Annotated in this window: 19 protein-coding genes; 8 read left to right on the top strand and 11 right to left on the bottom strand. The window is 71.3% G+C overall.

Going from position 1 to position 25,913, the window contains the following annotated elements; all coding sequences use genetic code 11:
* The first annotated feature begins 80 nt into the window (after positions 1 to 80).
* Positions 81 to 2,366: a SpoIIE family protein phosphatase gene (locus tag NOSIN_RS19340; protein WP_077692107.1), complete on the top strand. Its 2,286-nt coding sequence runs from the start codon at positions 81 to 83 to the stop codon at positions 2,364 to 2,366.
* A gap of 129 nt (positions 2,367 to 2,495) precedes the next feature.
* On the opposite strand, the gene NOSIN_RS27305 is transcribed toward NOSIN_RS19340, so the two are convergent.
* Both NOSIN_RS27305 and NOSIN_RS19335 read right to left on the bottom strand, forming a co-directional pair.
* The gene (locus NOSIN_RS27305; RefSeq protein WP_170293698.1) at positions 2,496 to 2,663 is read right to left on the bottom strand and encodes a hypothetical protein; all 168 of its coding nucleotides are present in this window, start codon (positions 2,661 to 2,663) and stop codon (positions 2,496 to 2,498) included.
* A 37-nt stretch (positions 2,664 to 2,700) separates the two neighbouring features.
* Positions 2,701 to 3,843 (bottom strand): acyl-CoA dehydrogenase family protein, encoded by a 1,143-nt coding sequence (locus NOSIN_RS19335; protein WP_077693663.1) that lies wholly within the window; start codon positions 3,841 to 3,843, stop codon positions 2,701 to 2,703.
* A 227-nt stretch (positions 3,844 to 4,070) separates the two neighbouring features.
* On the opposite strand from NOSIN_RS19335, the gene NOSIN_RS19330 reads away from it, so the two are divergent.
* Entirely contained in the window at positions 4,071 to 6,101 is a 2,031-nt protein-coding gene (locus NOSIN_RS19330; protein ID WP_077692106.1) for an MDR family MFS transporter, read from the top strand.
* Positions 6,102 to 6,305: 204 nt separating this feature from the next.
* Complete coding sequence (locus NOSIN_RS19325) at positions 6,306 to 7,448, top strand: acetyl-CoA C-acetyltransferase (RefSeq protein ID WP_077692105.1); 1,143 nt, start codon at positions 6,306 to 6,308, stop codon at positions 7,446 to 7,448.
* A 42-nt stretch (positions 7,449 to 7,490) separates the two neighbouring features.
* Here the strand turns inward: NOSIN_RS19325 and NOSIN_RS19320 are convergent, their stop codons facing one another.
* The 3 genes from NOSIN_RS19320 to NOSIN_RS19310 all read right to left on the bottom strand — a co-directional run bounded on the left by NOSIN_RS19320 (position 7,491) and on the right by NOSIN_RS19310 (position 12,429).
* A complete protein-coding gene (locus tag NOSIN_RS19320; protein WP_236743401.1) occupies positions 7,491 to 8,894 on the bottom strand; it encodes an FAD-binding oxidoreductase in 1,404 nt (467 codons plus the stop codon).
* 316 nt (positions 8,895 to 9,210) lie between these two features.
* Entirely contained in the window at positions 9,211 to 10,443 is a 1,233-nt protein-coding gene (locus NOSIN_RS19315; RefSeq protein ID WP_077693662.1) for a winged helix-turn-helix domain-containing protein, read from the bottom strand.
* A 45-nt stretch (positions 10,444 to 10,488) separates the two neighbouring features.
* Positions 10,489 to 12,429 (bottom strand): acyl-CoA dehydrogenase family protein, encoded by a 1,941-nt coding sequence (locus NOSIN_RS19310; RefSeq protein WP_077692103.1) that lies wholly within the window; start codon positions 12,427 to 12,429, stop codon positions 10,489 to 10,491.
* A 417-nt stretch (positions 12,430 to 12,846) separates the two neighbouring features.
* On the opposite strand from NOSIN_RS19310, the gene NOSIN_RS19305 reads away from it, so the two are divergent.
* Both NOSIN_RS19305 and rbsK read left to right on the top strand, forming a co-directional pair.
* Entirely contained in the window at positions 12,847 to 13,674 is an 828-nt protein-coding gene (locus NOSIN_RS19305) for an exodeoxyribonuclease III (RefSeq protein WP_171986612.1), read from the top strand.
* Entirely contained in the window at positions 13,671 to 14,573 is a 903-nt protein-coding gene (gene rbsK / locus NOSIN_RS19300) for a ribokinase (protein ID WP_077692102.1), read from the top strand. Before NOSIN_RS19305 ends, rbsK begins: the two co-directional genes overlap by 4 nt.
* A gap of 99 nt (positions 14,574 to 14,672) precedes the next feature.
* On the opposite strand, the gene NOSIN_RS19295 is transcribed toward rbsK, so the two are convergent.
* From NOSIN_RS19295 to plsX, 3 genes are all read right to left on the bottom strand, one after another.
* Positions 14,673 to 15,281 (bottom strand): YceI family protein, encoded by a 609-nt coding sequence (locus tag NOSIN_RS19295; RefSeq protein ID WP_077692101.1) that lies wholly within the window; start codon positions 15,279 to 15,281, stop codon positions 14,673 to 14,675.
* A gap of 315 nt (positions 15,282 to 15,596) precedes the next feature.
* Entirely contained in the window at positions 15,597 to 17,342 is a 1,746-nt protein-coding gene (gene argS / locus NOSIN_RS19290) for an arginine--tRNA ligase (protein ID WP_077692100.1), read from the bottom strand.
* A 238-nt stretch (positions 17,343 to 17,580) separates the two neighbouring features.
* Positions 17,581 to 18,705: a phosphate acyltransferase PlsX gene (plsX, locus tag NOSIN_RS19285; protein ID WP_077692099.1), complete on the bottom strand. Its 1,125-nt coding sequence runs from the start codon at positions 18,703 to 18,705 to the stop codon at positions 17,581 to 17,583.
* Between the two features lie 536 nt (positions 18,706 to 19,241).
* On the opposite strand from plsX, the gene NOSIN_RS19280 reads away from it, so the two are divergent.
* Positions 19,242 to 20,483 carry a KamA family radical SAM protein gene (locus tag NOSIN_RS19280; RefSeq protein ID WP_077692098.1) on the top strand — a complete coding sequence of 414 codons (1,242 nt, stop codon included), beginning with the start codon at positions 19,242 to 19,244 and terminating at the stop codon, positions 20,481 to 20,483.
* A 347-nt stretch (positions 20,484 to 20,830) separates the two neighbouring features.
* Here the strand turns inward: NOSIN_RS19280 and NOSIN_RS19275 are convergent, their stop codons facing one another.
* Entirely contained in the window at positions 20,831 to 21,067 is a 237-nt protein-coding gene (locus tag NOSIN_RS19275; RefSeq protein ID WP_077692097.1) for a DUF397 domain-containing protein, read from the bottom strand.
* A 515-nt stretch (positions 21,068 to 21,582) separates the two neighbouring features.
* The gene (locus tag NOSIN_RS19270; RefSeq protein ID WP_171986610.1) at positions 21,583 to 22,491 is read right to left on the bottom strand and encodes a helix-turn-helix domain-containing protein; all 909 of its coding nucleotides are present in this window, start codon (positions 22,489 to 22,491) and stop codon (positions 21,583 to 21,585) included.
* 290 nt (positions 22,492 to 22,781) lie between these two features.
* Between NOSIN_RS19270 and NOSIN_RS19265 the strand changes: the two genes are divergently transcribed.
* Together NOSIN_RS19265 and NOSIN_RS19260 are read left to right on the top strand one after the other, a co-directional pair.
* Complete coding sequence (locus NOSIN_RS19265; protein WP_077692096.1) at positions 22,782 to 23,333, top strand: ATP-binding protein; 552 nt, start codon at positions 22,782 to 22,784, stop codon at positions 23,331 to 23,333.
* Between the two features lie 150 nt (positions 23,334 to 23,483).
* A complete protein-coding gene (locus NOSIN_RS19260) occupies positions 23,484 to 23,852 on the top strand; it encodes an STAS domain-containing protein (RefSeq protein WP_077692095.1) in 369 nt (122 codons plus the stop codon).
* Between the two features lie 75 nt (positions 23,853 to 23,927).
* Here NOSIN_RS19260 and glmS read toward each other — a convergent pair whose 3' ends face one another.
* Positions 23,928 to 25,775: a glutamine--fructose-6-phosphate transaminase (isomerizing) gene (glmS, locus tag NOSIN_RS19255; protein WP_077692094.1), complete on the bottom strand. Its 1,848-nt coding sequence runs from the start codon at positions 25,773 to 25,775 to the stop codon at positions 23,928 to 23,930.
* Between the last annotated feature and the right edge of the window lie 138 nt (positions 25,776 to 25,913).

Genomic DNA, 25,913 nt, shown 5'->3' with positions numbered 1-25,913 from the left:
TACGCTCGCCCCAAGGTGCGGTCGTTCGGGGTACCCGGAGCGGGCATGTGTGCAGCTCATGACGGCGAGGTGGCGGCTAGATGACACGGTGGGGTGAGCCCTTCCGGGAGAGCGGCGCGCTCGCCACGGCCGCCGTGGTGGACCAGGCGCAGATCGCCATCGTCGTCATCGACCGCTTCAGCCTGCTGCGCTACTGGAACCCCTTCGCGCGCGAGCTCTTCGGTTTCGTGGACGGCCGCGACTACGCCGGCCTCTCCCTGCTCGACATCGGCATTCACGAGTCGGACCGCGAGCACGCCTCCCAACTGGCCCGCCGGGTCCTGCGCGGCGAGCCCTGGGAGGGCACCTTCGCCGTGCTCAGGGGCGACTCCACGTGGATCCACGTGCGCGCCCAGGCGGTGCCCATGCGCAACGAGTCCGGCGAGGTCGACGGCATCACCCTCATCGCCCGCGAGGCGCTGCGCAGCGGCCGGGTGGAGGAGCAGTACGGACTGCTGGAGCGCATCGGCAGCCGCCTGTCCAGCTCGCTGGAGTTCGACTCCACCGTCAGGGGCGTGGCGGGCATCCTCGTCCCCCAGTTCGCCGACCACTGCTTCATCGACCTCTACGACCACGACCGCCTGGTCCGGCAGGTGTCGATGCACGCCGAGGGGTGGACGCCCCCGCCGCGGACCTGGTTCGACGTCGGGGAGGAGGTCCGCTACCCCGAGCGCCACTTCGTCACCCAGGCGCTGCGCAGACTGGAGACGGTGGTCAGCAGCGAGTACCTGTTCGAGACCTCGCCCAGCTCCCGGTCCGACCAGGTCTCCCGCCAGGTCGGCGTCACCTCCGCCATCGCCGCCCCGCTGCGGGCCCGCGGCGAGCTGCTCGGGGTGCTCACCCTGGCCCTCTCGGGGCTCTCACCGCGGCAGAAGAGCACCTACGGCGGCTTCGACCGCGACCTCGTCGGCGCCATCGCCTCCCGGGTGGCCCTGGCCATCGACAACGCCCGCCTGTTCGAGGAGGAGCGCAGTACCGCGCTCGCCTTCCAGCGCAGCCTGCTGCCCAGCAAGCTGCCCTCCCTGGACGGGCTGGTCATCGCCCACCGCTACCTGCCCGCCGGGCCGCTCCAGGCGCACGGGCACGGCGTCCAGACCCAGGTGGGCGGCGACTTCTACGACGCCATCCCGCTCTCGGCCGGACGCGTCGGCCTGGTCATCGGCGACGTCGAGGGCCGGGGCCCGCACGCCGCCGCCGTCATGGGACAGCTTCGCGCCGCGCTGCGCGCCTTCGCCCTGGCCGACCGCGAACCCGCCGACATCCTGCGCGAACTCGACGAGTGGGTCCGCCAGCTCGGCCAGGAGGACGAGGACGGCGGCACCTGGATCCCCAGCGTCAGCTGCCTGTACATGGTCTACGACGCGTGGTCGCGCGAGCTGTCCTACGCCAACGCCGGACACGCCCCGCCGCTGCTGGTCACCTCCGACTCGGTGGAGAAGCTCGACCTGGAGGTCACCGACCGCATGCTCGGCGTGCGCGCCAAGGGCGGCGCGGGCGAGGACGTGGTCTACCACCAGGCCGACCTGAGCCTGCCCACGGGCGCCACCCTGGTGCTGTACACCGACGGCCTCGTGGACCGGCGGCCGGTGGGCGGCACCCCCGACCCCGACCGGGCGCTGGGACGGCTGGCCGAGCGGGTCTCCGAGGTCGCCGACAAGGACGTGGACGAGATCGCCGAGGCGGCCGTGCACAGCGTTCCCGGCGAGCTGGACGACGACACCGCGCTGATGGTCGTGCGCACCCACTACGAGGCGCTCGCGCTGCGCGAGGGCTGGTTCCGCTCGGAGGCCTCCACCGTGGGCGAGGCCCGCCACCTCGCGGCCAACACCTTCAAGGAGTGGGGGATGGACCGCGACCAGGCCGAGCTGGCCTGCCTGCTGGTCTCGGAGATCGTCACCAACGTCGTCATCCACGCCACCCCGCACCCGGTGCACCGCGAGTTCACCGGCGCCGGAGTGCTGGACTCGGAGACCCCGTCCGGCTTCGGGGGGGCGGCCGACGAGTTCGACGAGGACTGGACGGACCTGCTGGAGGCGGTGGCGGCGGAGGAGGCCGACGAGCCCGCCGAGAGCGAGGACAAGGAGTTCCTGCTCCGGCTGCGGCGCGGGGCGTCCGCGGTGTGGGTGGAGGTCTTCGACAACGACCTGCGGCTGCCCCGGATCCGCAGCGCCGCCGCCGACGACGAGGGCGGCCGGGGCCTGTACCTGGTCGAGCAGCTGGCCAGCCGGTGGGGATCGCGTCCGACCCCGGACGGCAAGGCGGTCTGGTTCGAGATGCCCATGCACGACGACGGGGTCGAGGAAGCCGAGAAGGACGACGAGGAGTGACCCGGGCTCCCGGCCCCGGCGGCCGGGACGGGTCCCCCTCCGGCCCCGGATGCCCTTGTACCCACAGCGGGGCCGGGCGTTCGGACCTCGCTGCGGGTACGGGGTCGCGGCGCGCGGGCCGGTGCCGCGCTAGCGCCAGGACCAGGCCCACAGCAGCAGGCACACGAAGACGAAGAAGACCACGATCCCGCTGGTCGCCCACGGGATGTGGACTCTGGGCCGGAGCTTGCGCACGCCGATCACGAGCAGCACGACCAGCAGGCCCATGACGATGAGGCCGTCCCACGCACCGCTCATGACAGCTCCGACCCTTCCAGAACGGGGGTTCCAGCGGTCACAGTCCCAGGCCGCGCCCTACGATCTCCTTCATGATCTCCGTGGTGCCGCCGAAGATCGTCTGGATGCGGGAGTCCTGCCAGGCCCGTGCCACGGGGTATTCCATCATGTACCCGTACCCGCCGTGAAGCTGTAGGCAACGGTCCATCACCTTGTTGCACAGCTCGGTGGTCCACCACTTGGCCATGGCGGCGTCCTCGACGGTGAGCTCACCCCGGTTGAGCAGGTCGATGCCGCGGTCCACGTAGGTGCGGGCGATGTCCACCTCGGTGGCCAACTCGGCCAGGACGAAACGGGTGTTCTGGAAGCGCCCAATCGGACGGCCGAAGGCGGTGCGCTCACGGCAGTACCCGATGGTGTGCTGGAGCATGGCGTCGGCGGAGGCCACCGCGCAGGTGGCGATGGACAGCCGCTCCTGCGGCAGGTTCTGCATCAGGTGGACGAAGCCGCCGCCCTCCCGGCCGATGAGGTTGGCCGCCGGGACGCGCACGTCGTCGAAGAACAGCTCGGCGGTGTCCTGGGCCTTCATCCCGACCTTGTCGAGGTTGCGGCCCCGCTCGAAGCCGGGGGTGCCGCGTTCGACCGCGATCAGGGAGAAGCCCTGCGCGCCCGCGTCGGGGTCGGTCCGGGCGACCACGATCACCAGGTCGGCGTTGATGCCGTTGGTGATGAAGGTCTTGGACCCGTTGAGGACGTACTCGTCGCCCTCGCGCACCGCCGAGGTGGTGATGCCCTGGAGGTCGCTGCCCGCTCCGGGCTCGGTCATGGCGATGGCCGTGATCAGCTCGCCGCCGGCGAACCCCGGGAGCCAGCGCCTCTTCTGCTCGTCGTCGGTCAGGCCGACCATGTACGGGGCCATGACGTCGTTCTGGAGGGTGATGCCGAGGCCGCTGGCGTGGGCGCGGCAGATCTCCTCGTTGACGATGGTGTTGTAGCGGTAGTCGTCCGTCCCGGTGCCGCCGTACTCCTCGGGCACGCCGTGGCCGAGCAGGCCCACCCCGCCCGCCTTGGTCCACACCTCGCGGGGGACGATCCCCTCCTTCTCCCACTGGTCGTGGAAGGGCACGACCTCGCGCTTGAGGAACTCGGCCACCGATTCGCGGAAGAGGTCGTGGTCGGCGTCGAAGAGTTCCCGCTTCATGCTCTGCTCCGGGGTGTCGGTGATCACTGGGTGCCGCCACAGTAACCGAATCGGATTCGGTTTTGAAGGGGGCGGTCCAAGCCCGGGCAAAGTTCCCGTGCCCGTGGACACCCGTCCGGCGGTTCCGGGCGGGTGCGGCCACCGGACCTTCCTAGGGTGGCGACGGGGCCGGAATCGGGTAGCACGGGCGGAGGAGTCGTAGGACGGTCCGCTCGGGAGGGAGGGCGATGGCCCAGCACGGGTCCGAGCGTCGGAGCCGACGGGAGCACCGGGGCAGCAGGATCGCGGTCATCATGGCCGCGCTGATGCTCACCGTGCTGCTGGCGGCCCTGGACCAGACGATCGTGTCCACCGCGCTGCCGACGATCGTGTCCGACCTCGGCGGGCTCAACCACCTGTCGTGGGTGATCACCGCCTACCTGCTCGCGGTCACCGCCGTCACACCCCTGTGGGGCAAGCTCGGCGACCAGTTCGGCCGCAAGCAGCTCTTCCTCACCTGCATCGCCGTCTTCCTGTTCGGCTCGGCCCTGTGCGGGACCGCCCAGGACATGCTCCAGCTCATCCTCTTCCGCGGGGTCCAGGGCATCGGCGGCGGAGGGCTCATGGTGCTCGCCTCCGCCATCATCGGCGACGTGGTCTCTCCCCGGGAGCGCGGCAAGTACCAGGGGCTGTTCGGCGCGGTGTTCGGGATCTCCAGTGTGGCCGGGCCGCTGCTCGGGGGGCTGTTCGTCGACCACCTGTCCTGGCGGTGGGTGTTCTACGTCAACCTGCCGCTGGGGGTCGCGGCCTTCGTGACGGTGCTCGCGGTGCTGCCGCCCCGCCGGCCCACCGGCCGGCAGAGCATCGACTACGCCGGGATCGTGCTGCTGGCCGCCACCGCGGTCTGCCTGACCCTGGTCGCCTCGTGGGGCGGCAGCGTCTACCCGTGGGCTTCACCGCAGATCATCGGTCTGATGGTCGGTTCCGTGGTGCTCGGCACGGGCTGGTGGCTGTCCGCGCGGCGGGCCCCGGAGCCGGTCATGCCGCTGAGCCTGTTCCGGAACCCGACCATCGTGGTGGCCATGGCGATCGGGCTCTGCGTGGGCTTCGCGATGATGGGGTCGATGGCGTTCCTGCCCCTGTTCCTACAGGTCGTGCACGGTATGTCGCCCACGGCCTCGGGGTTGCACCTGCTGCCGATGGTGCTGGGCCTGTTCCTGACCTCGATCACCAGCGGGCGCCTGGTCACCCGCACCGGCCACTACAAGGTCTATCCGGTGGTGGGAATGGCGGTGACCGCCCTCGGCCTGTTCCTGCTCTCCCGTATGGGGCCGCAGAGTTCGCAGGCGGAGATGGGGCTGTACTTCTTCGTCCTCGGCGTGGGGCTGGGCCTGGTGATGCAGGTGGTGGTCGTGGTGGTGCAGAACGCCGCCAGCTACGCCAACCTGGGGGTGGCCACCTCGTCGGCGACGTTCTTCCGGTCCATCGGCGGGTCGTTCGGCACGGCGGTGTTCGGCGCGATCTTCTCCGGGCGGCTCTCCGCCAACCTGGCCGCCCGGGCCGAGCAGATCCAACTGCCGCCCGGGGTGGAGCCGTCCGACCTGGAGAGCGACACGCGCAGCCTGGACCAGTTGCCCCCGGCGGCGCAGGCGTCGTTCCTCCAGGCCTACGCGGACGCCGTGGACACCGTGTTCCTGTGGGCGGTGCCGGTCGCCCTGGCCGGGTTCGTGCTGGCGCTGTTCCTGCGGCAGGTCCCGCTGCGCACCACCATCGACTCACCGGACCTGGACGAGTCCATCTCGCCCGTGGCCGCCGGGAGCCGCAGCGCCATCGCGCACGTGGAGAAGGAGGTGTTCCGGGCCTGCGGCCAGGAGGGCGCCGACGAGATGTACGGGCGCCTGCGCGAGGCGGCGGGCCTGGAGGTCTCGCCCCGCGCGTGCTGGGTGCTCAGCCACCTGGGCGTGACCGGGCCGCTGACGTGCGCGGAGCTGGTGGAGATGTCCGGGCTGCCCGAGGAGTACTGGGAACCGGTGCACCAGGAGCTCCTGGAGGCGGACTACCTGACCGGGGCGGGGGAGCCCTGGATGCTGAGCCGGCGCGGCGCGGAGGCCGCTCAGTCGGTCTTCGAGGCCCAGCGCACCGCGCTGCGCTCGCTGCTGGCCGACTACGGGCCCGAGGAGCACCCCGAGGTGGTGGCCGCCCTGGAGCGGATCACCACCGACATCCTGGGCGACGAGGGCGACTCCGCGCACCTGGGCGGAGGATCCCACCGGGTGTGAGGGCACCCCGAGGGGAGGGGGATGCGAAGCCCCCTTCTCGACTTTTTCACTCAGGTTCGCACTCCGGGCGGCCCACCGCCACGGGGGCCGCGAACCTGTGGACGACCAGCACGGATCCGTGTTCCCGGGGGCCGGGGTCTTGCCGGATCCAGAAAACCGAATACAGTTCGGTTCGTAACCGTCACCCAGCCCTTGGAGGATCCCGTGGCCGAGGCATACATCGTCGGCGCAGTACGCACCCCCGTCGGTACCAAGAAGGGCGCCCTGGCCGCCGTGCACCCGGCGGACCTCGGAGCCCACGTGCTCAAGGAACTCGTCGGCCGCACCGATGTCGACCCGGCCGCGGTCGAGGACGTCATCATGGGCTGCGTCAGCCAGGTCGGGCCGCAGGCGCTCGACCTCGCCCGCACCGCCTGGCTCTCCGCGGGCTTCCCCGAGTCCGTCCCCGGCGTCACCATCGACCGCCAGTGCGGATCCTCCCAGCAGGCCGTGCACTTCGCCGCCCAGGGCGTCATGTCCGGCACCCAGGACCTGGTCGTGGCCTCCGGCGTGGAGAACATGGGCATGGTCCCCATGGGCGCCAACGTCCAGTACGCCATCGACAACGGCCTCGGCCTGTACGGCGACGGCTGGGTCGAGCGCTACGGCTTCCAGGAGATCTCCCAGTTCCGCGGCGCCCAGCTCATGTGCGAGAAGTGGGGCTTCAAGCGCGAGCAGTTGGAGGAGTTCGCGCTGGAGAGCCACCGGCGCGCGGCCAGGGCCCTGGAGGAGGGTTACTTCGACGACCAGGTCGCTCCCCTGGCCGGGGTCGAGCGCGACGAGGGCGTGCGCCCCGACACCACCATGGAGAAGATGGCGGGCCTGAAGCCGCTGCGCGAGGACTGGGAGCTCACCGCGGCCGTGGCCAGCCAGATCTCGATCGGCGCGAGCGCGGTGCTCATCGCCTCCGAGCGCGCCGTCAAGCAGCACGGCCTGACCCCGCTGGCCCGGATCGTCCAGCTCTCGCTGGTCGGCGACGACCCGGTGTACATGCTCACCGCCCCCATCCCCGCGACGAGGATCGCGCTGGAGAAGGCCGGTCTGGGCATCGACGACATCGACGTCACCGAGATCAACGAGGCGTTCGCCCCGGTGCCGATGTCCTGGATCCAGGAGCTGGGCGCCGACCCCGCCAAGGTCAACCCCAACGGCGGCGCCATCGCCCTCGGCCACCCGCTGGGCGCCACCGGCGCCGTGCTCATGACCAAGCTGGTCAACGAGCTGCACCGCACCGGCGGCCGCTACGGCCTCCAGACCATGTGCGAGGGCGGCGGCCAGGCCAACACCACCATCATCGAACGCGTCTGAGGCACGCCCGCCGTGCGCGTTCGCGCACGGCGGGCACCGCCTTCACCCCCTCCGGGGAGGCGGGGCCGCGGGCATCGCCCGCGCCGGACGGATGTTGTGGTTGCGGTGGAAGGCGTTGTCCGGGTCGAACCCGGTCTTGACCGCGCTCAGCCGCGCGTGGTTGCGCTCGCCGAACCCGGCCAGGACGCGGTCCTCGCCCTCGTCGGCGGTGAAGTTCAGGTACACGTCCCCCGTCGCCCAGGGGCGCATGTCCGAGCGGACGTCCCTCACCCACCGGATGGCGCGGGCGTCGTCCTCGGGGTCCTCCCACATCGCCAGGGGGTGGACGCCCCACCGCGCGTGGCGCCACGGCACCGGGTAGTCGGTCTTGGGCCGGTCCATGGCGCCGCCGAACGGGAAGAGGATGTGACCCGTCGGCGAGGGGACGACGATCTCGTCCGCCCGGCGGCAGAAGGCGTCGACGGCCTCGTCCGGCAGGGAGCCCAGGTGTTCCACCGACCAGTAGTTGCGGTAGCCGGGCGGTTCGTCCAGGACCTTCTGCGCCTCGGGGTAGGGCATGTCGGTGACCAGTCCGACCTCGGGACGCATACCGGTGACCGGTGCGGCCAGGTCGCGCAGCATCGACTCCCCGCCCGCGCAGGTCAGCACGACGGCGCACACGAGCGTGCCGACGAGCTCCTCGGGCATGAACGGTTCGGGCCGGGCGACCAGGTAGAAGAAGCCGCCGCCGGCCTCGTCGGGTGCCGAGGCCATGAGGTCGCGCCAGACGCGGGCGACGTCGGGTCCCGCCTCGGGCCGAAAGACCAGCAGCCCCAGGGAGAACTCCGGCAGCGGGTGCAGCCGCAGGTCCAGCCGGGTGACCACGCCGAAGTTGCCGCCGCCGCCGTGCAGCGCCCAGAACAGCTCCGGGTTCTCGTCGGCGGACGCGCGCACCAGGTCGCCCCCGGCGGTCACCATGTCGGCGGCGAGCAGGTTGTCGCAGGCCAGGCCGAACTTGCGCTCCAGCCATCCGGAGCCGCCGCCGAGCGTGAAACCGCCGACCCCGGTGGTCGAGACCCGGCCGCCGGTGGTGGCCAGGCCGAACGGGGCGGTCGCCGCGTCCAGGTCGCGCATGAGGGCGCCGCCGCCGACCCGGGCCAGCATCTCCCGCCGGTCGACGTCCACCGTGTTCATCCGGCGCAGGTCGACCACCATGCCGCCGTGGGTGAGCGCCATACCGGCGACGCTGTGCCCGCCGCCGCGCACGGCGATCTCCAGGTCCTCCTCGCGCGCGAACGCGAGGGCGCGGCGCACGTCGTCCACGGTCGCGCACTGCGCGATCACACCGGGCCGCATGTCGGCCATCGCGTTGAAGACGGTGCGCGCGTCCTCGAAGCCGCCGTCCGTGGGAATGAGCACCCGGCCGGAGAACTCCGACCTCAGGCGGTTCAGCGCAGTGCCGGACACGGGACCTGCCTTGAGCTGGGCCATGGCTTCCCCCAACGCCGTGGGGCGTGCTCCGGGGCCGGTCGGTCTCGGACGCTGTGGCGGCCGCCGAAGGCGCGACGTGCCGTGAACGCCCCTGTGGGCAGCGTAGGACGGTGCCCCCCGCGCGGATAACCCTCCTTTGAGGGAACGTTGCCGGAAACTGTTCCGGATCTGTACGCGCGGCGCGTGTTCCCCGGAAGGAGGGCGGATACCGCCCGATCCGGACCTGGCCGGTCCCTTACCGCCGGATGGGAGAGGCGGGACCCGGAGCAGGGCGCTCCGGACCCGCCTGGGCTCAGGGGGCGGGGGAGGCCAGAGCCGGGCCGCCGACGCCGTTCGCCAGGCCCAGCCAGGCGGCCATCTCGGTCAGCTCCTCGACCAGTTCGGGCACGGTCTCGGCGGGAGCGCCCTCCTCCAGGGTGATCCGCTGCGCCAGCAGGGTCCCCGACTTCCGGTCCGCCTTGAGGTCCACCCGCGCCACCAGGTCCTCGCCCAGCAGGAACGGCAGCACGTAGTAGCCGTGCACCCGCTTGGCGGCGGGCACGTAGATCTCCAGCCGGTAGCGGAACCCGAACAGCTCCTCCGTACGGCCGCGCGTCCACACCAGCGAGTCGAACGGGCTCAGCAGCGCACGCGCGCGCATCCTGCGTGGAACCCTGGCGTCCCGGTGCAGGTAGGCGGTGCGCTCCCAGCCCCGTACCCGCACCGGCACCAGCTCACCGGCGTCCACCAGGTCGGCGACGGCCGCACGGGACTCGGCGGGCCTCAGGCGGAAGTAGTCGCGCAGGCACGCCTCGGTGGCCACCCCGTGGACGCGGGCGGCGATCGACACCAGTTCCCGGTGCGCCTCCCGCGGCGTGGCCACCGGTGCGGCGTGCACCTCTGGAGGCAGGACACGCTCGGGCAGGTCGTAGAGCCTCTCGAACCGGGTGTTGCGGCCGTTGGAGGTCAGGTCACCGATCCAGAACAGGTACTCCAGGCACTTCTTGGCCTCGGACCAGTTCCAGCCCCAGTGGTTCTTGGCGCGCGGCGCGTCGTGCGCCAGCGCCGACTCCACCTCGCGGGCACTGGCCGGGCCGATCCGGACCACCTCCTCGAACACCGCCTTGACCAGCTCGGGCCGCTCCTCGCGGATGCCGTTCATCCATCCCACGCGCGTCTGCTCGCGGTTGTGCTCCATCCGGTAGCGCATCAGCTGGCGGGTGGAGGGCGGCACCAGGCTGGCCTCGTGCGCCCAGCACTCCACCAGCCGGGCGGCGCCGGAACCGGCCGCGGTGGTGGCGGCCCGGTCCAGGAGGGCGGTGTCGTAGGCGCCCATGCGTGCGAAGACCGGCAGGTACTGGCTGCGGGCCAGCACGTTCACGCTGTCGATCTGGAGGACGCCCACCCGGCGCACCACCCGTGCCAGGTGGGCGAGCGTCGGCTTCCCCGAGGGTCTGGGATCGCCGAAGCCCTGGGCGGCGAGCGCGATCCTGCGCGCCTGGGGGAGGGAGAGGTCAGCGTCGCGGCGGGGGTGCGGTTCGGCCATGCCGACACCGTAGCCCCCGCCCACGACAGTCCGGGGCCGCCGGGGTCAGCCCATGCGCCGGTGCTGGTTCTCCTCCTTCGACGGTCCGGGAACGGACGGGGAGATCAGCGGCCCGGGCAGGGAGGGGTCGACGACGCCCTCCTCCAGCCACGTGTAGGCGTCGTCCATCAGGCGCCGGGACAGCTTGCCGTCCACGGTGTCGGTGTTGGACCACAGTCCCTCGAAGAGGGTGTCGATCCGCAGCCGCGACTGGCGGCAGAACACGTCGGCCAGCTCGAAGGGGCCGCTGCCGCGCTCGGGGCGGGTCTCGACGTCGTCGCGGGCGCGCACGATCACCGCGCTCATCGCGAACAGCTCCGCGCCGATGTCCACGATCCGGGCGAGGAAGCCCTGTTTGACCTCCATCCTCCCCTGCCAGCGCGACATCCCGTAGAACGTGGACCTGGCGAGCCTGCGGCAGGTGCGCTCCACGTACCGCAGGTGGGCGGCGAGCGGTCCGAACCCGGTGAACGCCGACGGCACCTGCCCCTGCCCGACGGCCAGGGTGGGCAGCCACCTCGCGTAGAACCCGCTGGCCCTGGCGAGGGCCCGGGCCTTGTCGGCGCGGTCGGCCTCGGGGTCGATGATGTCCCCGGCCACCGACAGGTGCGCGTCCACCGCCTCGCGGGCGATGAGCAGGTGCATGATCTCGGTGCTGCCCTCGAAGATCCGGTTGATGCGCAGGTCGCGCAGCAGCTGCTCGGCGGGGACGCCGCGCTCGCCGCGCGCGGCCAGGGAGTCGGCGGTCTCGAAGCCGCGGCCGCCGCGGATCTGCACGAGCTCGTCGGCGATGGTGTACGCGTGCTCGGACGCCCACAGCTTGGCGATGGCCGCCTCGATGCGGATGTCGTTGCGCTTGTCGTCGGCCATCTGGCTGGCCAGGTCCAGCATGGCCTCCATCGCGTAGGTGGTGGCGGCGATGTAGGAGATCTTCTTGGCGACCTCCTCGTGCCTGCCCACGGGGCGGCCCCACTGGACGCGCTCGCGCGACCACTCGCGGGCCACCTTGGTCGCCCACTTGCCCGCGCCCACGCACATGGCGGGCAGGGAGAGCCGCCCGGTGTTGAGGGTGGACAGCGCGATACGCAGTCCGTGCCCCTCCTTGCCGATCCGGTTCTCCGCCGGGACCCGCACCCGGTGCAGTCTGGTGAGGCCGTTCTCCAGGCCGCGCAGGCCCATGAACCGGTTGCGCCGCTCCACGGTGATGCCGGGGGCGTCGCCCTCGACGACGAACGCGGTGACGCCGCCCCGGTGGCCGGGGCCCTCGGGCACCCTGGCCATGACCACGAGCAGGTCCGCCACCACCCCGTTGGTGGTCCACAGCTTCACGCCGTCCAGCACGTACCCGTCCCCGTCCTCGTCGGGCGTGGCGGTGGCGTGCAGGCGCGCCGGGTCACTGCCCACGTCGGGTTCGGTGAGCAGGAACGCGCTGATGTCCCCGCGCGCGCAGCGGGGCAGGAACCTGCGCTTTTGCTCCTCGGTGCCGAACATGGAGACGGGCTGTGGGACGCCGATGGACTGGTGGGCGGAGAGCAGCGCGCCGATCGCCGGGGAGGCCGAGCCGACCAGTGTCAGGGCGCGGTTGTAGTAGACCTGGCCGAGCCCGAGCCCGCCGTACTCGACGGGGATCTTCATGCCCATGGCGCCCAGCTCGCGCAGGCCGTTGACGACCTCGTCGGGGATGCGCTCCTCCCGCTCGATGCGCTGGGAGTCGATGCCCTCGCAGAAGGTGCGCAGGGATCCCAGGAAGTCCTCGCCCCGGCGCCGCGCGTCCTCCTCCGGCCTGGTCAGGGGGTGGATCAGATCCAGGCGGAGCCGCCCCAGGTACAGTTCCTTGGCGAAGCTGGGCCGTTGCCACTCGCTCTCCCGGGCCTGTTCCGCCACGGCGCGTGCCCGCCGCTCGTCGACCTCGGGAGTGGTGTTGGTGTCGGGTTCGACCGTTGACATACTCGCGCTCACCTCATTGAGGGGGAGTCGTGTGGTCTGCATCACAGAGCTACCCGTTGGTACGGCCCTTACGCGTGGGTGGTCCACCCCCCGCGCGCCGACGGGCCGCCCCCGTGTGCGGAGGGCGGGCAAAAACCTTTGGCCCAATGCGAACCTCCGGAGGGGTGTAGCCGTCCAACAGGGCGCGACGGAAACGACCGAGCATGTGCCGGGAGTCGCGACGCCCCGGTGCGGAGGACGGCCGCACCGGGGCTCATTCGCGCCACCGCCGCGGGCCTCCTTCCCGAGCGGGCCGGCGACGGCCTCCCCCGCACCTGGTCCTCCCCTCCCGGAGCCGCCTTCCCCGGTCGTCCACAGGACCGCTTCGCCCGCCCGCGCCGGCACCGTACTGTCACCGCCATGGCCTAGCCTTTTGCTGTGCGTATCGCGACATGGAATGTGAACAGTGCCCGGGCCAGGGCCGAGCGGATCGGCGCCTGGCTGGACCGGAGCGACGTCGACGTCCTCGCCATCCAGGAGACCAAGGCCCGGGACCACCAGTTCCCCGAGTCGGTCTTCACCGACCGCGGCTACGAGGTGGCCCACCACGGCCTGTCCCAGTGGAACGGGGTCGCGATCGCCTCCCGCGTCGGCCTGGAGGACGTCCGGACCGGCTTCCCGGGCCAGCCCGGCTACGGAGACCCCGAGGAGGCCGAGGCCCGCGCGATCGGCGCCGTCTGCGCGGGTGTGCGGGTGTGGAGCCTGTACGTCCCCAACGGGCGCGAGGTCGGCCACCCCCACTACCACTACAAACTGCGCTGGCTGGAGGCGCTGCGCGAGGCGGGCACCGCCAGCCTGGCCGTCGACCCCGACGCGCAGATCGCCTACGTCGGCGACTTCAACATCGCCCCCAAGGACGAGGACGTGTGGGACATGGCCGAGTTCGAGGGCAGCACCCACGTCACCGAGCCCGAGCGCGCGGCCTTCGACAAACTGGTCGGCGCGGGGTTCGACGACGTCGTGCGCGCCCACACCCCGGGCCCCGGCGTGTACACCTACTGGGACTACAAGGGCCTGGCCTTCCCCAAGCGCAAGGGCATGCGCATCGACTTCGTGCTCGCCTCCCCGGCGCTCAGGGACCGCGTGAGCGGCGCGAGCGTCGACCGCGAGGAGCGCAAGGGCAAGGGCGCCTCCGACCACGCCCCGGTCATCGTGGGGCTGGACGGCGACGACGGCGGGTCCAAGCCGAAGCAGGCGGCCTCGTGAGCGCGGCGCCGCGCGTCGCGGTCTTCGGCAGCGTGAACATGGACCTGGTCGCCTACGTCGACCAGGTGCCCGCCAGCGGTGAGACGGTCACCGGGACGGCCTTTCGCCAGGTCCCCGGCGGCAAGGGCGCCAACCAGGCCGTCGCCGCCGCCCGGGTGGGGGCCGACGTGGCCTTCCTCGGCGCGGTGGGTGAGGACGCCTTCGGCGAGGAGCTGCGCGCCAACCTCGTGGACTGCGGTATCGACGTGTCCGGGCTGCGCACGGTGCCCGGGGTGTCGGGTGTGGCGCACATCGTCGTGGACGGCAAGGGCGGCAACTCGATCATCGTCGTCCCGGGTGCCAACGGCGGGGTCGCCGGCGTGGTCGGGGGCGACGCCTCGGTCATCGAGGGCAGCGCGGCCCTGCTGCTCCAGCTCGAACTGCCCATGGAGGCGGTGGTCTCCGCCGCGCGCACCGGGCGCGAGCTGGGCGTGCCGGTCTACCTGACCCCGGCCCCCGCGCGTGAGCTGCCCGCCGAACTCCTGGAGTCGGTGGACGTCCTGGTGCCCAACCAGCACGAGGCGGCCGCGATCACCGGCCGCGCCGACCCGCGTGAGGCGCTGGCGGCACTGCTGGAGCGGGTTCCGGAGGTACTGCTGACCCTGGGCGGGGACGGTTCGCTCCACGGCCGTCGTGGCACCGAGGCGGTGCACGTTCCCGCACGCCGGGTGGAGGCGGTGGACACCACGGCCGCGGGCGACACCTTCTGCGGCTCGTTCGCGGTCGCCCGGGCGCAGGGCCGCGGCCCCGAGGAGTCGATGCGGTTCGCCGCGGCGGCGGCCGCGCTCTCGGTCCAGCGGCACGGGGCCAGTTCCTCGATGCCCACCCGGGACGAGGTCGAGGCGCTGCTCGGCGGCTGAGCCCCGCCGTTTCGCGTTCCCGCTTCGTCCGGAGCCCGCGGGCCCTTCCGGGGCCGCGTGCGGTACCGGCTCGTCCGGGGCCGTCCGGGTACACGTTCCTCAGGACATGTGCCCGATCTGCCTCAGGAAGGGTGTGGGGTCCTGGTCCTGGAGGCGGACCTCCAGCACGATGTCGACCGTGTCGCCGACCATCCGGCCTCCCCAGGGCAGGGCCCCGCCGTCGCCCACGCCGAAGTCCGCGAGGCTGACGCGCGTGGTGGCGGAGAAGAAGTGGCCGTAGGTGTCCTCCGGGGACACGTAGTCGGGTGCCTCGCCCACCCACTGGGCGTCGAGGACGGTGGGCACGGTCGTTCCGTGGATGGCCAGGTCGCCGTGCAGGCGGAAGGCGTTGCGGGCGCGTCCGCCCGGTTCCACGCCGGTGGACACGAAGCGGATCTCGGGGTGGTGGTCCACGTCCAGGAAGTCGGCGGAGCGCAGGTGGGCGTCGCGCGCCTCCACACCGGTGTTGACGCTCGCCGCGTCGAGGACCACCTCCACCCTGGACTCCGCCGGGTCCTCGGCGACGAGGACCCGGCCCCGGCCCCGGCCGAACGTGCCCTCGACCCGGCCGAAGCGCAGGTAGCGGGCGACGAAGATCAGGCTGGAGTGCAGCGGGTCCAGGTACCAGGTACCGGGCCCGGGACCGCCCTCCGTGGGGGTGGATGTCATAGCCGCGTTCTCCCTTTTGTCTCTTTTAGGGCTTTTGTCCACACCTTAGGTCTGACGTTCCTCCGGAAACCGAGGTTCTGGCACGACCGGGGACGAGATCTTCGACTCGGTCGGGGGGGGAGGGCACCCGAACCCCCTCTGACAAGGGGAGAACGCCTCGTGTGAGATCTCCCCGACGGCCGCCGGCGGCCGGAACCGGCCACGCCGGGGCTCAGTACGAGCGCTCCGCGGAAGGTCCCGGACACGCGAGGAGGCCGGGGCGGCATGGCCCCGGCCTCCGGTGAACGTGCGTGCGTACCGCACCCCGCTCTGCGGCTACATGTGCTCGGGAGCCTCCACACCCAGCAGGTCCAGACCCTGGACGAGGACCCGGAACGCCACCGAGATCAGCGCCAGGCGCGAATCGCGCTCGGCCCGCGTCCCGGCGGTCAGCACCGGGCAGTGCTCGTAGAACGCCGTCAGGGACTGCGCCAGCTCGAACAGGTACGTGGACAGCCGGTGCGGCTGGAGCAGGTCGCCGACCTGCGCCACCACGGGGCCGAACTCCAGCAGCTTGAGCGCCAGGGCGCGCTCGGCGTCCTCGGAGACGCTGATCTCACCCCTGGCCTCGGACATGTCCAGGCCGCCCTTGCGGAAGATGGAGCGGATCCGGGCCTGCGCGTACTGCAGGTAGGGGCCGGTGTTGCCGGTCAGGGCCAGCATCCGGTCGAAGTCGAAGGTGTACTCGGTGTCGTGCGCCACCGACAGGTCGGCGTACTTCACCGCGCCGATGCCCACCTGGCGGGCGATCGCCGCCTGGCTCTCGGCGTCCAGGTCGGGGCGGTTCTGCGCGACGACCGCCGCGGCCCGCTCGATCGCCTCGTCCAGCAGCGCCATCAGGCGTACCGGAGCGCCGCTGCGGGTGCGCAGGATCTTGCCGTCGTTGCCGAGCACGTTGCCGATCTGCACGTGCGTGGTCTCCACGCCCTCCGGCAGCCATCCGGCCTCGCGGGCGGTGGCCCACACCATCTTGAAGTGCAGGGCCTGCGGAGCGCCGACCACGTACAGGATGCGGTCGGCCTTGAGTTCCTCCACGCGGTAGCGGACGGTGGCCAGGTCCGTGGTGGCGTAGCCGTAGCCGCCGTCGCTCTTGCGCACGATCAGCGGGATCGGCTTGCCCTCACGGCCGGTGAACCCTTCGGGGAAGACGCACAGGGCGCCGTCGCTGACCTCGGCGATGCCCTTGGACTCCAGCTCTTCGCACACGTCGGCGAGCATCGCGTTGTAGGTGCTCTCCCCGGCGAGGTCGTCGTCGGTGAGGGTCACGCCGAGCTCGGTGTAGACCTTGTTGAAGTAGACCTTCGACAGGCCGACGAGCTCGCGCCACAGGCGCAGCGTCTCCTCGTCGCCGCCCTGGAGGGAGACCACGCGGCGCCGGGCGCGCGCGGCGAACTCGTCCTGGCCGGGACCGGAGGCGTCGAACTTGGTGCGCGCCGCCTGGTAGAAGGCGTTGGGGTCGGTGGTGAGCAGGTCCGTCTCGGGGGAGTCCTCGCCCACCTCCAGCAGGTGCTCGATGAGCATGCCGAAGGGGGTGCCCCAGTCGCCGATGTGGTTCTGCCGGATGACGTTGTGCCCCAGGAAGCCCAGGGTGCGCGCGAGCGCGTCGCCGACCACGGTGGTGCGCAGGTGCCCGACGTGCATCTCCTTGGCCACGTTGGGCGCGGAGTAGTCCAGCGGGATGTTCCGGACCTCCTGGGCCGGGGTGCCCAGGCGGGGGTCGTCGAGGAGCCGGCGGGCCTGGTCGGCGATCCAGTCCTCGCGCAGGGTGAGGTTGATGAAGCCCGGCCCGCTGACCTCGACGTCGCGGCAGACGTCGGCCACGTCCAGGTGCTCCATGATCGCCGCGGACACCTCGCGCGGCTTTCGGCCCAGTCGCTTGGCGAGTGCGAGCGCGGCGTTCGCCTGGTAGTCGGCGAACTGGGACGGGCGGATGACGGGGTCGGTGTCGGCGAACTCGGGGCCGAAGGCGGCACCGAGAGCGGACTGGACCCGTCGCGAGAGTACTTCCTGCGGGTCGGCCATGTACTCCAGCGTACCGACCGGAGCCCCCTCCCGGCCCCATACGGGCCGTGGAGCGGTCGTCCACAGGCCGAGGGAGGATCCGGTGGCGGGGAGCCGGCCGAGCCCGGCCCGGACACGAGGGGGTCCCCGGGCGCCGTCCGCCTCGCGCCGCCCGCGTACCGGCGCCCCGGTCACCCGTGCCCCGGCCGTTCCCGACGTCCTGGCCGGCTTCCGACGCCCCGGCCACCGCTCCTCGCCGTCAGTGCTCCTCGCCTTGGTCACCGCTCCTCTGCGCGGGCGCCTCGGACTGGGCCAGGCGGTGCAGCCAGTTGGGCGGGCGGGTGTGCACCCGGCGCCTGATCTGGTCGCCGATACGGCCGCCCGCCAGGTCGTGCGCGAGCTGGCAGGCGCGGGCGATGCCCCTGGCCCGGCTGTCGCCGTGCGCGATCACCACGGTCCCGTTCAGGCCCAGCAGGGCGGCGCCGCCGTAGGTCTCGCTGTCCAGCCGCTCGCGCAGGCCCCGCAGGGCCTTGCGCTGCAACATGGCGCCCGCCTTGGCGGCGGTGGAGGAGGTGAGCGCCGAGTGGAGGGCCTCCATCGCGAACGTCGCCGTGCCCTCCACCGACTTCAGCGCCACGTTCCCCGTGTGGCCGTCGGTCACCACCACGTCCACCTTGCGCGCCAGCAGGTCGTGGCCCTCGATGTTGCCCCGGAAGTCCATCCCCGGGGACCCCTCGGCGGTGGCCGCCAGCAGCTCCGTCGCCCTGCGCACGAGCTTGTTGCCCTTGCCCGGCTCCGAACCGATGGTCAGCACCCCCACCCTCGGGTGCCGCACCCCGAACGCCGTCTGCGCGTAGGCACAGCCCAGGTGCGCGAACTGCACCAGCATCTCCGGCTTGGCGTCGGCGTTGGCGCCGGCGTCCACCATGATCGTCGGCGTCTCACCGGTCGGCAGGGTCACCGCCAGCGCCGGGCGCAGGATCCCGGGCTGCGTGCGCAGCCGCACCGTGGAGGTGGCCACGATCCCGCCGGTGGAGCCGGCCGAGACCAGGGCGTCGGCGTCGCCCCGGCGGATCAGGCGGCAGGAGACGGCCGCGCTGGACCGGGGCCGCCGCCAGCTCGCCAGGGCGCCCTCGTGCATGGCGAGGTTGTCCTCGGCGTGCACCACGGGGATGTCGCGCAGCGCGCCCTCCTCGGCGAGCAGCGCGGCGATCTCGGCACGCCGGCCCACGAGCAGTACGCGCAGGCCGAGTTCACGGACGGCGAGCACGGCGCCGCGCACGATCTCGGAGGGAGCGTTGTCCCCGCCCATCGCGTCCACGGCGATGACCGGCGGGGACGGTCGGTGCGCGGCGGGTGCCTCCACCTCGGGTGTACCAGTCAACTGTTCCCTCACGGGTGTTGTGGGCGGATGCGTGCGCGCGTTCCGCGACTCCGTACGCACGGGCGCCGCCGCGCCGCGACGGGGCACGGCCGGGCCGGGCCGTACGGGAGGTGTGGTGACACGGTACCGGCTCGTACGGAGACGGTGCCCGTCAGGCATGTTTGTGAGCTCATGCGAGGATACTTCCCGTATGTCCAGGTCAGTCCTGGATTTCCCGCATGATGGGTAAAAGCCCTCAAACGGGGTATACCCGCTCGCTGGCCTGGGGTCTCATCACGCTCCGGGTGCATGCGACAACCACATCGAACCCCTTCCGACGGTCCACCCGTGCACCCGTACACCGGAACCGTCGGATCAGGGCTGCCCTGTTCGACCTCCTCGGGCGGCCCTGCCCACATGCAGAGAGGAGAGGCGTGAGCGTTACGCCAGACGCGACACAGTCTCCGTCCACCGGACGTCGGTTCCGTGCCTACACGACGAAACACCTTGACGATCTCACCACACGAGCCGGTCTCGCGGCCGACGAGCGGCTCGCGGTGCAGGCGGTGGCAACGGTGCTGCCGTTCCGGGTCAACAGCTACGTCGTCGACGAGTTGATCGACTGGGACGCCGCTCCTGACGATCCGATCTACCGCCTGGTCTTTCCTCAGGCCGACATGCTGCCCCAGGACGACGTCTCCAGGATCTCCGACCTGTTGCGCTCCGGCGCCTCACGCAAGGAGCTGAACGAGGCCGCCAACCAGGTGCGGGCCCGCCTGAACCCGCACCCGGCGGGGCAGATGGACCTCAACGTGCCCAAGACGGGCAACGAGGAGCCCATCCCCGGTGTCCAGCACAAGTACAAGGAGACCGTGCTCTTCTTCCCCAAGCAGGGGCAGACCTGTCACGCGTACTGCACGTACTGCTTCCGCTGGGCCCAGTTCGTGGGTGACGCGGACCTGAAGTTCGCCTCCAGCGAGATCGACCAGCTCGTCGAGTACGTTCGCTCGCACCCCGAGGTCACCAGTGTCCTGTTCACCGGTGGCGACCCGATGATCATGGGCGAGGGGGTGATCTCCAAGTACATCGAGCCGCTGCTGGAGATCGAGCACCTGGAGGCCATCCGCATCGGTACGAAGGCGCTGGCCTACTGGCCGCAGCGGTTCGTCACCGATCCGGACGCCGACGACACCCTCCGCCTGTTCGAGAAGGTCGTCGCCTCCGGCAAGAACCTCGCGTTCATGGCCCACTTCTCCCACCCGAACGAGATGCGGCCCGAACTCGTGCAGGAGGCGGTGCGCCGCGTCCGCTCGACCGGCGCCGTCATCCGCACGCAGGCGCCGCTGATCCGCACGATCAACGACGACCCGGCCGTGTGGGAGAGCATGTGGCGCACCCACGTGCGGCACGGCATGGTCCCGTACTACATGTTCGTCGAGCGCGACACCGGCCCGCAGGACTACTTCGCGGTGCCGCTCGCCGAGGCCTACGAGATCTTCCGCGGTGCCTACCAGAAGGTCTCCGGCCTGGCCCGCACGGTGCGCGGCCCGTCGATGTCGGCGACGCCGGGCAAGGTGTGCGTCGACGGCGTCACGGAGGTGGCGGGCGAGAAGGTGTTCGTCCTGCACTTCATCCAGGCGCGCGACCCCGAGCTGGTCGGCAGGCCCTTCTTCGCCGAGTACGACGAGAAGGCCGCGTGGCTGTTCGACCTCAAGCCCGCGCTGGGCGCCACCCACCTTCCGTGGGAGGTGCCGCCGACCGGCGGCACCGACGGGCTGGTGGATCCCACGCGCCTGTAGCGCGTCCCCCGGCCCGCCGGCCCGCGTTCCACCGTCCCAGGGGAATTGGAGCGTCCCTGGGGCGGGAGTGACGGGGAGGCGGGGCCGGAGCCGCCGACGGCGGAGTCCGGGCCTCCCGCGCGCGTGTGCCGCGTCGGGGCCCGGGCGCTTTCGCGGCCCGGACACCACGGAGCCCGGCACCGAGACGGTGCCGGGCTCCGCTCGCGTCCGCGTCGTGGACGGAAAGGCCGCCGGGCGGAAGCGGGGCGGCCATCGACGGGACGGCTTCGGGGGTGGTCTGGGGTGGGGGTGCCAGGTCCGGGGGCAGGTGCCTGGGGTGGATCTCCCGCTGCTTCGCCTGGTTCCGGCTACCTGAGGAGCGCGTCGAAGTCGCCCGTCTTGGCGCCGCGCACGAAGGCGTCGATCTCGGCGGGGGTGTAGACGAGTGCCGGCCCCTGCGGGTCCCGTGAGTTTCGCACGGCGATGTCCCCGTCCGGAAGGGTGGCGACCTCGACACAGTTCCCGTCCGGGTTGCTCCAGCTGCTCTTGGTCCAGACGACCTTCGGCAGACGGCTCGCGGGAACACCGTTGTAGATCGGATACATCTCAACCTCCTGGAACTTCGGGGGACTCGTGAGCGGGGTGTCCACACGCGGCCGTCCAGACCGCCGCGCCCGTCATGGCGGATGACCGGGTCCATCGGCGGAAGCCGGCCCAGGGCATGAGCGGCCTGTCCCCCGGTGGGTTGTTTCGTCCCCGGTGCGAGCCAAAGCGTAGCCCATGCACGTGCATTCGTACTTACCGAGGTAAGTACCTATGCAAGAACTCGGGAGTGGTGACAGCCCGGAACCGCATGTCAGACCTAACGCGGTGGGGGTCCGGGCGGTTCGGAACACGGGGACCGTTCCCCGGTCGTGGCCGGAGGCGGCCACACGGGAACCCGGGAGGTCCACGCAAAGCGAACGCCCGGGCGCTGAGGGCGACCAGGCGTGGAGAGGGGGGATCGGCGGGGGAGGGGCCGGTGCGTCCCGAAGCGGGGACCCCTGTCAGGGGCTCGGGAGCCGGCGGTCGGAGTGGTGCCGCGCCGTGGGCGTCGGCCGCGGGGGTGGGGGGCGAGGGGTCAGGAGTAGCGCTTCAGGAAGTCCTGGAGGATGTCCTCCGTGGCGCTGGGCGGCGGCGCCTGGGTGGCGAGGTGGTCCATCGTCTGCGCGTAGCGGTGGGTGTCGTCGTACTTGTCGAAGTACAGGGCGCTGTTCAGCTGCTCCAGGTAGACCACGTCGGGCAGCTCCGGAGTGGGAAAGCGCAGGATGCTGAACGGGCCGCCCGCCGCGGGGTGGCCGCCCATCGCGAAGGTGGCGATCTGGATGGTGATGTTGGGACGGCGGGCCATGTCGAGCAGGTGCTCGATCTGTCCGCGCATCACCTCGGCGTCGCCGTAGGGCCGGTGCAGCACGGCCTCGTCGATGACCGCCCACAGGCGGGGCGAGCCCGGCTCGACGAACCTGCGCCGGCGGTGCATGCGCATCTGCACACGGCTGTCGATGTCCTCCTCGGAGGTGGCGGTCCGGGACAGGCGGATGACCGAGCGCGCGTAGTCCTCGCTCTGGAGCAGCCCGGGGACGAACTGGACCTCGAAGGTACGGATGACCGACGCGGCCTCCTCCAGGCCCACGTACACGCCGAACCAGTGCGGCAGCACGTCGCCGTACTTGTGCCACCAGCCCTGGGCGTTGGCGCTGGAGATCAGGCCGAGGAGGGCCTCGCGCTGCTCCGCGTCGTGCACGCCGTAGAGCTTGAGCAGGTCCTCCACGTCACGGCGCTTGAAGCTGACCTGGCCCAGTTCCATGCGGCTGATCTTGGCGTGGGAGGCGCGGATGGCGTACCCGGCGTCGTGCCGGGAGATGTTCCTCTCCTGACGCAGTCGTCGGAGCTGTGTTCCCAGGAGAATCCGCAGGACGGTGGGGCCGCCGCTGGAATTGGCCAGAAAATCCTGGGTGACCTGGAGATTCGGGGCGTGATCGGCGACCACATCGCCTCCTGCGTGTAGCGGCTTTGGCGCGAGCGACCGCTCAGTATACCCAGCGGCCCTTGTTACGGACAGAGGTGTTGGGGATTCGGACCATGTCCTATGGGGGTCTCCGTGTCCGGTGTAAACGCGGGTGCCCGTCTGTGAATTCTTGGCAAGAGATCTACCAAGAGAGGTGCATCGTCCTATAGTCTAGGCCGACGTTGATCTGCACGTGCATCTGTGTCTTACAGATGTAAGCCACGATGGCCCCGTGGACAGGGTCACCCGACATCACACTCGTGAGGACCGTGATGAACGCAGAGCTCGTGTCTTCGGAGCTGGACTCCGAGGCATCCTGGAGCCGCCCCTCCCTCGCCGAGGCGTCCAACGCCCTCCTGGGCGGCTGGTGGGACGACCCGCTCGGCCGTGTGGCCGTCGGGGAGGGCGCGCGCACCCGGGACGCCGCGGCGAGGGCGTTCGGTTCGGTCCCCGGGTCGGTCCGCCGAGCGCGTGAGTTCGCCGCCCGGACCCTGGAGGAGTGGGGGCTCGAGGATGTGGTGGAGGACGTCCGCCTGATCATCTCCGAGCTCGTGGGCAACGCCTGCCGCCACGCCCGGCCCGGGAGCGGCCGGCCCGAGGACGGCCGTGTCGTGGTCCAGCTGCGCCACCTGGCCGATCAGGGGGGTGTGGTGTGCATGGTGGCCGATTCCAGCAGGAAAGCGCCGGTCAGAGTGGACGCCCACCATTTCGCCGAGTCGGGTCGCGGCCTCGGACTCGTCTCCGCGTTCAGCCGGGAATGGGGTTGGGAACCGGTCGAGGGCCGCGGCAAGATTGTCTGGGCGATATGCGACAGTGAAGGCTGATCCGCGCCCTTTACGTGTTCGACGACGAACACCTCGAAGCTGTGAATGACATCGATACGTCTTCCGGGACGAGTAGGCTGTCAACGCATGTCGGCATTTGACCGATCGCGTCTGAGCAGAGTTTCCTACACCCGATCCCGGGAGCGAGGCGTGGCCGTGCTGGACACGGAACAGGACCAGTTCGTCTGTGGCGGGATCACCGTCGTCGAACTGGGCGGCGAGATCGACATCGCCACCGCCGAGGAGGCGTTCACCCGGATCACGACCGCGGCAGCGGGCAGCTGCGTGGTCGTCGACCTGTCCGCGGTGGGCTTCATCGACGCCTCCGGCGTCAACGCCCTCGTCCGCGCACTGCGTGCCGCCACGAAGGCCCGACACCATCTCCTTCTGGCCTGCCCGCCCCGTCAGCTCTCCCGGATCCTCGACGTCCTGGGGCTGACCGAGGTCCTGCCGACCCACGCCGACACCGCCGCGGCCGTCGCCGTCCACGAGGAGGCCGGGCACGGGGCCGCGCACTGACGCGGGCCCGCCCGTCCCGGTACGCACGAGGGGGCGCGCCCGGCGCCGTCCGCCGGACACGCCCCCCTCACGCGGCTACTCGACCGTGACGCTCTTGGCCAGGTTGCGCGGCTGGTCCACGTCGTTGCCCTTGGCCAGGGCCAGCTCGCACGCGAACACCTGCATCGGGATCGTGGACACGATCGGCTGAAGCAGGGTCGGCACCGCCGGGATCTCGATGAGGACGTCCGAGTACGGGCGCACCGACTCGTCGCCCTCCTCGGCGATCACGATGGTGCGTGCACCGCGGGCGCGCACCTCCTGGATGTTGGACACGATCTTGTCGTGCAGCACGCTGCGCCCCTTGGGAGAGGGCACCACGACGACGACCGGCAACTGGTCCTCGATCAGCGCGATCGGGCCGTGCTTGAGCTCGCCGGCGGCGAACGCCTCGGCGTGCATGTACGCCAGCTCCTTGAGCTTGAGCGCGCCCTCCATCGCCACCGGGTAGCCCACGTGGCGGCCCAGGAAGAGCACCGTGTCGGCGTCGGCCAGCGACCGGGCCAGCTCGCGGACCGGCTCCACCGTGCCCAGGACCCGCTCCACCTGCTCGGGCATGGTGGCCAACTGGGCGATCACGGCGTTGATCTCGTCGCCGAACTTCAGCCCGCGCACCTGGGCCAGGTACAGGCCGACCAGGTAGCAGGCGGCCAACTGGGTGAGGAAGGTCTTGGTGGCGGCCACGCCGACCTCCGGGCCCGCGTGCGTGTACAGCACGCCGTCGGACTCGCGCGGGATGGTCGACCCGTTGACGTTGCAGATGGCCAGCACCTTCGCGCGCTGCTCACGGGCGTAGCGGACCGCCATGAGGGTGTCCATGCTCTCGCCGGACTGGGAGATGGCGATGACCATGGTCTGCTGGTTCAGGATCGGGTCCCGGTAGCGGAACTCGCTGGCCACCTCGACCTCGCACGGGATGCGGCACCAGTGCTCGATCGCGTACTTGGCGATCAGGCCCGCGTGGTAGGAGGTGCCGCAGGCGATGATGACGATCTTCTCGACGGAGCGCAGGTCCTCGGGGGACAGGCGCATCTCGTCCAGGGTGAGCTGGCCGTCGGCCGACACACGGCCCAGGAGGGTGTCGGCCACCGCGCGCGGCTGCTCGATGATCTCCTTGAGCATGAAGTACTCGTAGCCGCCCTTCTCGGCGGCGGAGGCGTCCCAGTCCACGTGGTACTCGTTCACCTCGACGGGGTTGCCGTCGTAGTCGGTGACGGACACGGAGTCGGCGCGCAGCTCCACGACCTGGTCCTGGCCCAGCTCGACCGCCTCGCGGGTGTGCGCGATGAACGCGGCCACGTCGCTGGCCAGGAAGTTCTCCCCCTGGCCGCGGCCGACGACCAGCGGCGAGTTGCGGCGGGCGGCCACGACCAGCCCGGGGTCGTCCACGGAGGTCGCCACGAGGGTGAACGCGCCCTCCAGGCGTTTGCACACCGCGCGCATGGCGGCGACGAGATCGCCGTGCTCGGCCACCTCGATGCCGAGCAGGTGCGCGGTCACCTCGGTGTCGGTCTCGGAGAGGAACTTGCAGCCCTGGTCCTCCAGTTCCAGGCGCAGGGCGGCGAAGTTCTCGATGATGCCGTTGTGGACGACGGCGACACGGCGGTTGCCGTCCACATGGGGGTGGGCGTTGACGTCGTTCGGGGCGCCGTGGGTGGCCCAGCGCGTGTGGCCGATGCCGGCGCCGTCCCCGCTGATCGGCCGCTCCTCCAGCGCCTGGCGCAGGTTCGCGAGCTTGCCCGCGCTCTTCTCGGTGCGCAGGACCCCCTCGTCCAGCATCGCCACACCCGCGGAGTCGTATCCGCGGTACTCCAACCTTGCGAGGCCGTCCATGACGACCTGAAGCGCCGGTTGCGGCCCGACGTAGCCAACGATTCCACACATGGCCGCCAGCGTAGGCGAAGGAGATTGCCGGATCGACCAACCAGTGCCCCATACCACTGGTCGTTTTCGCAGGTAACGGTATAGACCATTTGGTGTATGGAGAGTAGACCGCGCAGGTGGGGGGCATGGGGAGGCGCA

The sequence above is a fragment of the Nocardiopsis sinuspersici genome (assembly GCF_001998325.1).
Classification (GTDB): Bacteria; Actinomycetota; Actinomycetes; order Streptosporangiales; family Streptosporangiaceae; genus Nocardiopsis; species Nocardiopsis sinuspersici.
This window is presented reverse-complemented; position numbering and strand designations above follow the sequence as displayed.

Bases quoted from the DNA above. Each gene is read 5' to 3' on its own strand.
- NOSIN_RS19340 (WP_077692107.1), top strand. From the start codon at position 81: ATGACACGGTGGGGTGAGCCCTTCCGGGAGAGCGGCGCGCTCGCCACG.
- NOSIN_RS27305 (WP_170293698.1), bottom strand. From the start codon at position 2,663: ATGAGCGGTGCGTGGGACGGCCTCATCGTCATGGGCCTGCTGGTCGTG.
- NOSIN_RS19335 (WP_077693663.1), bottom strand. From the start codon at position 3,843: ATGAAGCGGGAACTCTTCGACGCCGACCACGACCTCTTCCGCGAATCG.
- NOSIN_RS19330 (WP_077692106.1), top strand. From the start codon at position 4,071: ATGGCCCAGCACGGGTCCGAGCGTCGGAGCCGACGGGAGCACCGGGGC.
- NOSIN_RS19315 (WP_077693662.1), bottom strand. From the start codon at position 10,443: ATGGCCGAACCGCACCCCCGCCGCGACGCTGACCTCTCCCTCCCCCAG.
- NOSIN_RS19310 (WP_077692103.1), bottom strand. From the start codon at position 12,429: ATGTCAACGGTCGAACCCGACACCAACACCACTCCCGAGGTCGACGAG.
- NOSIN_RS19295 (WP_077692101.1), bottom strand. From the start codon at position 15,281: ATGACATCCACCCCCACGGAGGGCGGTCCCGGGCCCGGTACCTGGTAC.
- argS (WP_077692100.1), bottom strand. From the start codon at position 17,342: ATGGCCGACCCGCAGGAAGTACTCTCGCGACGGGTCCAGTCCGCTCTC.
- NOSIN_RS19275 (WP_077692097.1), bottom strand. From the start codon at position 21,067: ATGTATCCGATCTACAACGGTGTTCCCGCGAGCCGTCTGCCGAAGGTC.
- NOSIN_RS19265 (WP_077692096.1), top strand. From the start codon at position 22,782: ATGAACGCAGAGCTCGTGTCTTCGGAGCTGGACTCCGAGGCATCCTGG.
- glmS (WP_077692094.1), bottom strand. From the start codon at position 25,775: ATGTGTGGAATCGTTGGCTACGTCGGGCCGCAACCGGCGCTTCAGGTC.